The following is a 10010-nucleotide window of genomic DNA, read 5'->3' on the forward strand; positions in this document are numbered from 1 at the left end:
AGCTTGCGCCGTAAAGGGGCGCCGGATCAAGTCCGGGATGGCGAAAAACGGGAACCTAGACGTAAACCGCGCCCGCGCGACCCAACATCAAGCCGCCTCGGCTTCGACTTCCAACGGGAGGCGAATCATATAGTCGAACGCCGACAGCGCCGCCTTCGACCCTTCGCCCATCGCGATGACGATCTGCTTGTACGGCACGGTCGTGCAATCGCCGGCAGCAAAGATCCCCGACTGGCTGGTCTCTCCGCGGTGATCGACCTCGATCTCGCCGTGGCGCGACAGGGTCACAGCGTCCTTCAGCCATTCGGTGTTGGGGACCAGGCCGATCTGGACGAAAACCCCTTCGAGTTCGACCTGGTGATCGATGTCCTTGTTGCGGTCCTTATACGACAGGCCGGTCACCTTCTCGCCGTCGCCGAGTACTTCGGTCGTGAGCGCCGACGTGATGATCCTCACATTGGGCAGGCTGGCCAATTTCCGCTGCAACACCGCATCGGCGCGCAGTTCGCCATCATATTCGATCAGCGTCACATGCGCGACAATGCCCGCGAGGTCGATCGCTGCCTCGACCCCACTGTTGCCGCCGCCGATCACCGCGACGCGCTTACCCTTGTAGAGCGGGCCGTCGCAGTGCGGGCAATAGGCCACACCCTTGTTGCGATACTGGTCCTCGCCCGGCACGCCGAGCTGGCGCCAGCGCGCACCGGTCGACAGGATCACGGTCCGCGCCTTCAGCGACGCGCCGCTTGCGAGCTTCACCTCGTGCAGGCCGCCTTCGGCCTTCGCCGGTATCAGCTTTTCGGCTCGCTGCAGGTTCATGATGTCGACGTCATAATCTTTGACGTGCTGTTCGAGCTGCGCGACGAGCTTCGGCCCTTCGGTGTGCTGGACCGAGATGAAATTTTCGATCGCCATCGTGTCGAGAACCTGCCCGCCGAAGCGTTCGGCGGCGATACCGGTGCGGATGCCCTTGCGTGCCGCATAGATCGCGGCTGCGGCGCCAGCCGGACCACCCCCGACGATGAGCACGTCGAACGCATCCTTCGCGGCGATCTTTTCGGCCGCTTTGGCTTCGGCGCCGCTGTCGAGCTTGGCGAGGATCTGCTCGAGTTCCATGCGACCCTGCCCGAAATCTTCGTTGTTCAGGAAGATCGTCGGAACCGCCATGATCTTGCGCTCCTCGACCTCGGCCTGGAACAAGCCCCCGTCGATCGCGGTGTGGGTGATGCGCGGATTGACGACGGACATCAGATTGAGCGCCTGCACGATGTCCGGGCAATTCTGGCACGACAGCGAGAAATAGGTTTCGAAGTGAAAATCGCCGTCGAGCGCGGCGACCTGCTCCAGCACCTCGGGCGCGACCTTCGGCGGGTGGCCGCCGACCTGCAGCAGCGCAAGGACGAGCGAGGTGAATTCATGCCCCATCGGGATACCGGCGAAGCGCACCGCGACGTTGGCATCGCTGGCGCGGCGGATCAGGAAGCTGGGGCGGCGCGCGTCGTCGTCGGCCCGGGTCACGCTGACCTTGTCCGAGAGCGCGGCGATGTCGCCCAGCAGGGTCTCCAGCTCGGCCGACTTGGCATCGTCGCCGAGCGACGAGATCAGTTCGATCGGTTCACGAAGATTCGTGAGCAGGCCTTGAAGCTGCTGCTTCAGATTGGCGTCGAGCATGGGGAGAGTTCCTGCGAGAGGGGGGAAAGAAACCGTGGGGCGGCGAGCGTGCCGCCGCCCCTCCGGCCTATGCGGTATGCTTAGATCTTGCCGACGAGGTCGAGCGAGGGGGCAAGCGTTTCGGCGCCCTCTTCCCACTTCGCGGGGCAGACTTCGCCCGGGTGGCTGACCCAATATTGCAGCGCCTTGATCTTGCGGAGCAGTTCGGCAGCGTTCCGGCCCACGCCCTCGGGGGTGATTTCGAGGAGCTGGATTTCACCCTGCGGGTCGAGGACGAAGGTGCCGCGGTCGGCAAGGCCGACGCCCTGGCGCAGAACCTCGAAATTGTTCGAGATGCTGTGGTTCTGGTCGCCGACCATATAGTAATTGATCTTGCCGATCGCCGGCGACGTGTCGTGCCAGGCCTTGTGGCAGAAATGCGTGTCGGTCGACACGGCATAGACCTCGACGTCCATCTTCTGGAGCGTGGGGTAGATGTCGGCAAGATCTTCGAGTTCGGTCGGGCAGACGAACGTGAAATCGGCCGGGTAGAAGAAGAAGACCGCCCACTTGCCCTTGACGTCGGCGTCGCTGATGTCGACGAACTTGCCGTCCTTGTAGGCGGTCGCGTTGAAGGGCTTGAGGATCGTGTTCAGAACGGACATTCGGGAGAGCTCCTTGGTTGGTGGAGGCTCCCCCTAGCGCCAGTCATTCCTGCGCGAAAAGTGAAATTATCCGACGCTTTGATCGAAAATTTCGATCAGTGCGTGACTACGGCCGGTCCCGACGAAGCCGCGCGGCGCAAATCCGGTGCGAGCAGCGCCAGCCCCCCGAGCAGGAAGCCGGCGTTGACAATCCACGCGACCGCATCGGCCGACGCGGCGCCACCGCGCAGCGCCAGATGGACGCCGACCACCAGCAGCATCAGCACGCCGGTCGCGATACGACCCACCTTGCCCAGCCCTCGCGCATCGAAGCGAAAGGCGAGCAGCCAGAAAGCGACCGACAGGATCGCCCACGCGCCGATGGCGGCCGCCGTTTCACCCATGATCAGGCTCGCGACCGCGGCACCGGCAATCGATGCCGGCTGGCCCCATATCGTGGCGCTCCATATCCGTTCCCAGCCGGGAGCCGGGCGCCCCTTGTCGCGGCGGCGCGCAAGCCAGATGTTGACGCCGCTGGCGGCCAGATAGGTGAGGCCGAGCCCGAGCATGAAATAGACGATCTTGACGATCCCACCCCCGAACCAGCCGAAGTGAAGCTGCCCCATGCCCGAAAGCAGGTCTTCGCCCAGATTGTTATCGGCCGATTTCGACGCATGGTAGATCGTTCCGTCGCGACGGAAAGCATAGCCGTCGGTCCGACCGATGCGATCGGGACGCTTGACGTTGAACAGCGCCGCACCGCCCATTTCGGTCGGATGCTCGGTGAAGATATATTCTAGCCGGCCGCCATCTTGCGGTAGCTTCGAAAACATCGGTTCAAGGTCAAGGACGGGCGCGGGGCGCGGATCGTCGATCGGCGGCACAGGGATGAACAGGGCATAGACCTTGTTCACGTCGCCATTGAACATCGCCATGCCGAGAACCCCGACGATGATCGTGGTAAGGCCAAGGAACGCGCCGGTCAGCGAGATGATGATGTGAAAGGGCAGCGCCCACACGCCAAGGCGATTGTGCAGGTCCGCCTCCTGCAACCGCCTCGACCCGCCGAGGCGAAGGTGGAAGGCGTCGCGGAAGATCCGTGGATGGGCAAGGATGCCCGAGATCAGCGACGACAGCAGCGCCACGCCGATCAGGCCGACGAGAAAACCACCCCAGGTGCGCGGCAGGTGCAGATTGATGTGGAGGCGCGTGATGAACTCGGTCCAGGCGAATGGCTTGCCGGGCACGATCCGGCCGGTCGCGTCGGCAACGAATTCGCTGTCTTTCGCGGCATCGACATAAAGAAGAAGGCGGGGGAAATCATCGGTCGGCAGCGTGATATAGACATGTTCGACATCCTTCCCGCCCCTGGCAATCGCACCCTCGAACGCCGCCTGCACCGCATCGGGCGTCACTGCCGAGACTTGCGGAGCCGATGCGCTTTCCCAGCGCTGATATTCGTGCGCGAAAACCGCGATGCTCCCCGAAAGGCAGACAAGATAGATGAGCGCCGCAAAGGCGAGCCCCAGCGAGCTGTGCCCGCGCAGTACCGCACGGACGAAGCCCGCCGGGATGCGAGACATCAAGTCTTTGGGCTTCCTGGGCCTGGCAACGGGAGCAGAGGTCATGCGAAGCCCTTCAGAATGGCGGCGCCAAAGCTGACTACGGCGACGCCGACAAGGACGGCGGTCGCGCGAATGATCCGGTTGTCGGCAAGCGTCCACGCCATGCAGCCTCCCCAGACCACGGGAACGATCAATCCGCCGACGACGAGCCGGGTCTGCTGCTCCCCGGGAACCAGAGCTGCCCAGGCGATGCCGACACCCATTGCGGCGACCATCCCGATCGGCCCGGCGAGAAGCCAACGCAGCGTCTCGCGCCATCTGGTGGTCGCCCGGTCGGACGGCTCGGGGGCAAGGCTCTCACGCGCCGCACGCGCCTTGGCCTGACGCACCGTGTAGTTCGACGCGACAACGCCGAGCGCGATCGCCGAAACCAGCGCGAGGGCGATGAAGGGGCCACGCGCCGGGCCAAGCTGCCACGCGGGCCAGATGAGCGACGCCGCGATCAGCGCCCAGCCGCCGGCGACGATTCCCGGCCGCGACGCCTTGCCCTGCCACGACCGGCGCAGCAGCCAGACCCCTGCCCCCGACGTTACGGCAATCAAGAGCGCTGGCCAGAATGGCGAGCTGTCTTCCATATATCCCCCTTGCGACCTGCATCGCTCCACTATTGACTCGCATTCGCAATAGCAATAGCGGCCCCGCTGAATAGCGACGCAGGGGGTTTTTGACAATGACCAAGACGACCAATCTACTGGCCCTTTTGCTGGCCGGCGCGGCCATGCCCGCGCATGCGGAGGAGGCAGCGATCGACGCCGCCGCCGCGACCGAGACCGACGGCAACGAAATCATCGTGACGGGGCTGAAATTCGACCGCACGCTCCAGGACACACCGACCAGCGTCAAAGTCTTTACATCGGAAGAGATCGACAAGCAGAACCTGATCAGCGTCTATGATCTGATCGACCGCACGGCGAACCTGTCATCGACCTTTGCCGAGTCAGGTTTCAACATTCGCGGCATTTCAAGCACGAATGTTTCGGGCACGGGCTTCGGCGATCTGGCGACGGTCTATCTCGACGGATCACCGCTGCCCCGCGAAGCCAGCGGCGGCGGGCCTCTCGACCTGTGGGACCTCGAACAGGTCGAGATCCTTCGCGGCCCACAGTCGACGCTGCAGGGCCGCAACGCCCTGGCGGGCGCAATCATCCTCAAGACAGCCGATCCAAGCTTCGACTGGCAGGGCAAGGCGCGCGCGATGATCACCGACGCCGACGGCGAATATCGTCTCGCGGCGGCCGTCGGCGGACCGATCATCCCCGACGTGCTGGCGTTTCGCGTGGCGGGCGAACGCGCGCGCGGCGATGGACTGATCGAGAACAGTTTCACTGGCAGCGACTATGCGAAGTCGCACAGCGACGTCCTGCGCACCAAGCTGCTCTTCACGCCATGGGGACCCGATGGCCTGCGTATCGTCGCATCCTACCTTTACGATCGCCACTTCGGAAACGACGGGCGCGGCTATACGTTCACCGACCTGCCGAACAGCTGGAAGCGCCGCACCGTGGATGCGAACCGCGAAACCTATTCGAAAACAAGCACCGATCTTTTCACCTTCGACATATCCCTGCCGCTGGGCGACGTCTTCACCCTGTCGTCGATCAGCACGTATAATCACCTCAAGACCTTCTCGACCTACGACGGCGATTTGCGCCGGGACGACGAAGCCTATGGCGACTATTCGACCAACCAGAAGATTTTCAGTCAGGAATTACGCCTGACGTTCGACACCGGCCCGCTGCAAGGTCTGGTCGGCGCCTATTATTCGAAGCACAAGAATCCCGATTATCTCGCGAACAGCACGTTCAGCCTCGACCTTGATGAGAATCTGGGCCTGACATCGCGCGTCGCGGATTTCCTCGTTCAGAATGCCGGTTTCGATCCCGCAACCGCGCTCGGTACGGCGCAGGCGGTCCGCGGCGTCTATCCGCAGCGCGTTTTCATCTCGTCGGTCCAGCTCTATCCCTTCAACATCGAAACGCAGGCGCTGTTCGGGGATGCGAGCTGGGAGGTCGCGCCGGGACTCAAGCTGCTCGCCGGCTTCCGCTACGATCGCGAAAAGCAGATCGTGCGCAACGAGAACGCAGTCACGCTGAACACCGTCCTGCCGAACCCGGCGGATTATGCCGCGAACCCGACCTTTGCCTTCATCCTGCAGACGGTGAACAATCTCCTGCTCTCCGACGTGTCCAACGCTAACAGTTCGGGCCCGCAGCAAAAGACCACCTATCAGGCGTTCCTCCCCAAAGGCGGCCTTTCGTGGGAAGTCGCGCCCGACAAGACGGTCAGCGCCATCGTCCAGCGCGGCTATCGATCGGGTGGCAACGGGATCAATCCCGGCCGCGCCCAAGCCTTTACCTATGACCCCGAATATACATGGAACTACGAACTGTCGCTGCGCACCCAGTGGCTCGACCGGCGACTGACGCTCAACGCCAACGCCTTCTACATCGACTGGACCGATCAGCAGGTGAACGTCCAGCTATCCGAAAACCAATATGATTATGAAACGCAGAACGCGGGCAAGTCGCGCGTCTGGGGCTTCGAAGTCGAAAGCAATGTCCAGGCGACCGATCGCCTGAACATCTACGGCTCGGTCGGCTTCGCCAAGAGCAAGTTCCTTACCTTCGTCGTCCAGAACGGTCAGGCGCTGGACCTGTCGGGCAACGCCTTTTCCGGCGCACCGAAATGGACGGCGGCGGCGGGGTTCGACTGGCGCCATCCCAGCGGTTTCTCCCTGAACCTCAACGCCAATTATCGCGGCGCCCAGTTCCAGAACGTCATCGATCAGGCGACCGGGCGCGATGTTCCCGCGCGCACGCTCGTCAATGCAAAGATCGGCTACAGCAACGACAACTTCGGCGCCTATCTGGTCGCGACGAACCTCTTCGACGACAAATATTACGACTATCAGTATGAAAATGCCGGCCGCCTGCAGGCGCTGCTCGGCGAACCGCGAATGATCGGATTGACGTTCGAGGGGCGCTTCTGACGCCCCGTCACGCTCTCACGCCGCCGCGACCACAAGACGCGGCGGCGTCGCGTCAGTACAGGTTGTCCTTGTAATCCTTGTCGAGCCCGCGCTGCATCAGCCCGGGCACCGACACGAACGCCCCCGCGATCCGCGCGCCAAGTCCCTTGTCCTTGTTGAGCCGAATATGCTCCGCAAACATCTTGGCGGGCCGGATGTCGGCAGGCGCGGCGGCGGCGGGCCACAGGGCGGCCCGTGCAAGCGCCGCGCTCTCCCGCCGCACCATCCGAACGGTGTCGATGCGCGTCACCAGCAGAGGCGTCTTCCCGCGCACGGCGAACGCCTCACGCATCGCCGCGTCGGTCGTCACCGCCGCGCGTCCATCGACGATCATCACGGCCGTCGATCCCGGGATCAGCAGCGCCGCCGCGACGCGCGGCTGGGCGATGATGTTTCGGAAACTGTCGACGCGGCGGTTGCCGGGTCGATCGGCGAACCATAGCCGGTCGCCCTCGACGCCCGCCATCGTCCCCGCCGGATCGCCCTTCGGGCTGAGATCCGCGCCGCCGTCCGCGTCGATCGTCGCGAGCGCTATGAATCGGCTGGCAGCAGCGAAAGCCCGATGGTCGTCGGGAGCATCGGCTTGCGCACCTGCGCCCCAGAATTCCGAACGGATCAGCGCCTTCGCGCAATGAACATAGCATTCATCGATCGCGATTCGCGCTCTGTCATCGGCGACCGCCGCCACGCGGCCGTTTATCCGCAGCGTCTCTCCGATGCCGGGGATCAGAAACAGCGAGCCAAAGCTGGCGTCGGCGACGAACAGCGCGGGGTCATCGACATCATCCATCGACAGTTCGAGGACGCCCGGTTCCGGTGCTTGCACGAAACCGGCCGCACCGCCGCCAAGTGTCACGGAAAGATGCGTCAGATCGCCCAGCCCCGCGAACATCAGCGGCGCCGCCGCAAGCCACCGCCGCGCGGTCGCGTCGACATGATCGATGACCTTGAGGCCGATCGCGGGCGGCGTCTTGCCGATCACCGATTCCAGCGCCTTCATGCTCCCGATCGCGTCGCTCATACCCCCTCCGCCATCATGACCCGGGTCGAACGCAGCGCCGAGCCAAAGGGCGTTGCGATATCCGCTGCCGTATCCAGCAGGTCGAGGAGCAGCGCCTCGTCGGCCGAAAGCCCTTTTGTACCCAGCGCAGGCGGACGGCCAAGCGAGTCCTCGAACAGTCGCATCAAGCTGTCGAGTGCCGGTGCAAGCATCGGCCTCCTGCTCGGGGCCAGCAGCCGATACAGGCGCGGCGCGGCGGCAAGGCCGGCCAGATGCGCGCGCCGCCAGCAGCGGAACGCTTCGATAATCAACACAGCGCCCGACAGCCGCACGGCGGGCATTTCGATCGCGGTATGGATCATGCCGGCCTCTTCGGCCAAAGCCGTCCCGCCCGCCGGCAATAGGCGTCCCAGTCCGCGCCGAACCGGCGGCGCATCAACGCCTCCTCGTTGGGGACGCGAATAAACCACATCGCCGCAAAGGCGGGCACCACCAGCGCGCCGGCTACCCAGTTATGGATCAGCAACGGCTGCGCCAGCGCCGACATCCAGATCGCGGCATACATCGGGTTGCGCATCCTGCCATAAACGCCCCCGGTAACCAGTTGGTGCGCCTCACGCACCTCAAGTCCCGGACTCCAGTTACGTCCGAGATCGACGTGACTGCGCCAGAAGAGCCACAGGAACGGCACCTGCACCGCCGCGCCGATCGCCGTCGCCCAGTCGGGCAATATATAGTCGGCAAAGCGGAAAAGCGGCGTAACCAGATAGGTCAGCGGGAGCAGCATCATCGCAAGGAACATCGCTGAAAGCAGCAGCTTTTCGATCGCGTCCTTGCGCGCATCGACGACGATGTTGGCGCGATTGCGCAGCGAATGCGGCATACGGATCGCGGTCATCGCAACGAAGGCGACAAGCCAGACAAGCGCGCCCCAGCCAATTTCGCGCCAGCGCCACAGGGCCACCAGCATAAGCCCCAGCGCCGCAACGCCCGTGATCATGGCGGGCAAGCTGGTCATCATCGATCGATCGCGAAGGCCGGTCATGACATCTCTCCCACTTTCGTGATCGTCGAATGACATATTTGCAACTAATTCTCAATAGCAAAATATTGGAACCGGTGCTGCGATAGAACGACCTCCCTGCCCCGAAACGGGAAAAAGCGGCGGAATTGCGTTAGGCATTTTGTGACACCGTCATGATATCTGTGCCCGAATGGACCAGATTCGCGACTCCATCTATTATGAACAGCTCGCGCGCGTCGCCCGATTGAAGGCCAACGCGACCGACGACCCCTTCCTTGCGCTGCGCCTGCGCGAGGCTGCGGTCAAGCACGAGCGGAAAGCGCGCAAGCTGAAACGCGCCGAGCAGCCACCGCCCGCCTGATTTGCGCATCGTAATATTTGAACGGCAGCCGACCGGCGGTCGTCGGCACCAATCGACACCGGTTCAACACCCTGCAATTCATATCTGGCCCCGACCGAACTTTTGGTCTGCGTCTGCCCCCGTTCCGCTCGCCTATGATCGGCCGCCCAGCATTTGGGATTGCGGAGACAGGTACGAATGCACCTAATCATTGACCCTTGGCCTTGGACCCCGCTTGCCCGGCATCAAATACAGGCCGGTTCGCTCCGCCATATCTTCCAGCCACTCGGTTAAGCCGACGGGCCGCCCCAGAGTCTCGACTTTTCGCAGAGCAGCATGAGTAAGGGCCTCATCGAACCCTTCACCAAGAAAGGCTCTGAAGTCTCCGACTCTGTCAAGCGCGGGCGCTACTCGCACGACATGGTCATCCTCTCCGGCAATATGGGCCTGAGCGCTCGACCAGCGCCAATCTTCCGCGCGGGTCACGAGCCGAGCGCGAACCGGATTGAGCGCGACATAACGGAACGCCGCATGAAGATGTTGCTCATCCATCGCAACCTGAGGATCAGCGTGCAATAGGCACCCCCTTCGTGGGGTGATCGGCGTGCAAAAAGGACCCCTTCATCCCGGGGATTTAGTCGGCCGACTGGTTTTGATCAGTTGGCGAGAACGGGATGTTGATCGTGGAGACAGTGGTTC

10 protein-coding genes are annotated in these 10010 nt (G+C 63.4%); 3 read left to right on the plus strand and 7 right to left on the minus strand.

Features of this window, described 5'->3' with window-relative positions; genetic code table 11:
- Window positions 1–87: 87 nt before the first annotated feature.
- The 4 genes from ahpF to JNM03_RS12190 all read right to left on the minus strand — a co-directional run bounded on the left by ahpF (window position 88) and on the right by JNM03_RS12190 (window position 4494).
- Complete coding sequence (gene ahpF / locus JNM03_RS12175) at window positions 88–1671, minus strand: alkyl hydroperoxide reductase subunit F (RefSeq protein WP_294036920.1); 1584 nt, start codon at window positions 1669–1671, stop codon at window positions 88–90.
- A gap of 80 nt (window positions 1672–1751) precedes the next feature.
- The gene (gene ahpC, locus JNM03_RS12180; protein ID WP_294036922.1) at window positions 1752–2315 is read right to left on the minus strand and encodes an alkyl hydroperoxide reductase subunit C; all 564 of its coding nucleotides are present in this window, start codon (window positions 2313–2315) and stop codon (window positions 1752–1754) included.
- A 95-nt stretch (window positions 2316–2410) separates the two neighbouring features.
- Window positions 2411–3877, minus strand: coding sequence for a PepSY domain-containing protein (locus JNM03_RS12185; RefSeq protein WP_294036924.1), 1467 nt, complete (start codon window positions 3875–3877; stop codon window positions 2411–2413).
- 41 nt (window positions 3878–3918) lie between these two features.
- Window positions 3919–4494 carry a hypothetical protein gene (locus tag JNM03_RS12190; protein ID WP_294036926.1) on the minus strand — a complete coding sequence of 192 codons (576 nt, stop codon included), beginning with the start codon at window positions 4492–4494 and terminating at the stop codon, window positions 3919–3921.
- 95 nt (window positions 4495–4589) lie between these two features.
- Here JNM03_RS12190 and JNM03_RS12195 point away from each other — a divergent pair, with 95 nt between their 5' ends.
- Window positions 4590–6908 carry a TonB-dependent receptor gene (locus tag JNM03_RS12195; protein ID WP_294036928.1) on the plus strand — a complete coding sequence of 773 codons (2319 nt, stop codon included), beginning with the start codon at window positions 4590–4592 and terminating at the stop codon, window positions 6906–6908.
- A gap of 52 nt (window positions 6909–6960) precedes the next feature.
- On the opposite strand, the gene JNM03_RS12200 is transcribed toward JNM03_RS12195, so the two are convergent.
- Genes JNM03_RS12200 through JNM03_RS12210 form a run of 3 tightly spaced genes read right to left on the minus strand, consistent with a single transcriptional unit; the run spans window position 6961 to window position 8992 of the window.
- Window positions 6961–7968, minus strand: a complete 1008-nt coding sequence (locus tag JNM03_RS12200; RefSeq protein ID WP_294036930.1) for a pyridoxamine 5'-phosphate oxidase family protein — start codon at window positions 7966–7968, stop codon at window positions 6961–6963.
- Window positions 7965–8327, minus strand: a complete 363-nt coding sequence (locus tag JNM03_RS12205) for a hypothetical protein (RefSeq protein WP_294036932.1) — start codon at window positions 8325–8327, stop codon at window positions 7965–7967. The genes JNM03_RS12200 and JNM03_RS12205 overlap by 4 nt, the downstream gene beginning before the upstream one ends.
- A complete protein-coding gene (locus JNM03_RS12210) occupies window positions 8306–8992 on the minus strand; it encodes a protein-S-isoprenylcysteine O-methyltransferase (RefSeq protein ID WP_294036933.1) in 687 nt (228 codons plus the stop codon). The genes JNM03_RS12205 and JNM03_RS12210 overlap by 22 nt, the downstream gene beginning before the upstream one ends.
- 169 nt (window positions 8993–9161) lie before the next feature.
- Between JNM03_RS12210 and JNM03_RS12215 the strand changes: the two genes are divergently transcribed.
- Both JNM03_RS12215 and JNM03_RS12220 read left to right on the plus strand, forming a co-directional pair.
- Window positions 9162–9332 (plus strand): hypothetical protein, encoded by a 171-nt coding sequence (locus JNM03_RS12215; protein ID WP_294036935.1) that lies wholly within the window; start codon window positions 9162–9164, stop codon window positions 9330–9332.
- A 315-nt stretch (window positions 9333–9647) separates the two neighbouring features.
- A complete protein-coding gene (locus tag JNM03_RS12220; RefSeq protein ID WP_294036937.1) occupies window positions 9648–9890 on the plus strand; it encodes a hypothetical protein in 243 nt (80 codons plus the stop codon).
- The last annotated feature ends 120 nt before the right edge of the window (window positions 9891–10010 follow it).

This window comes from Sphingopyxis sp. (assembly GCF_016793825.1).
GTDB lineage: Bacteria > Pseudomonadota > Alphaproteobacteria > Sphingomonadales > Sphingomonadaceae > Sphingopyxis.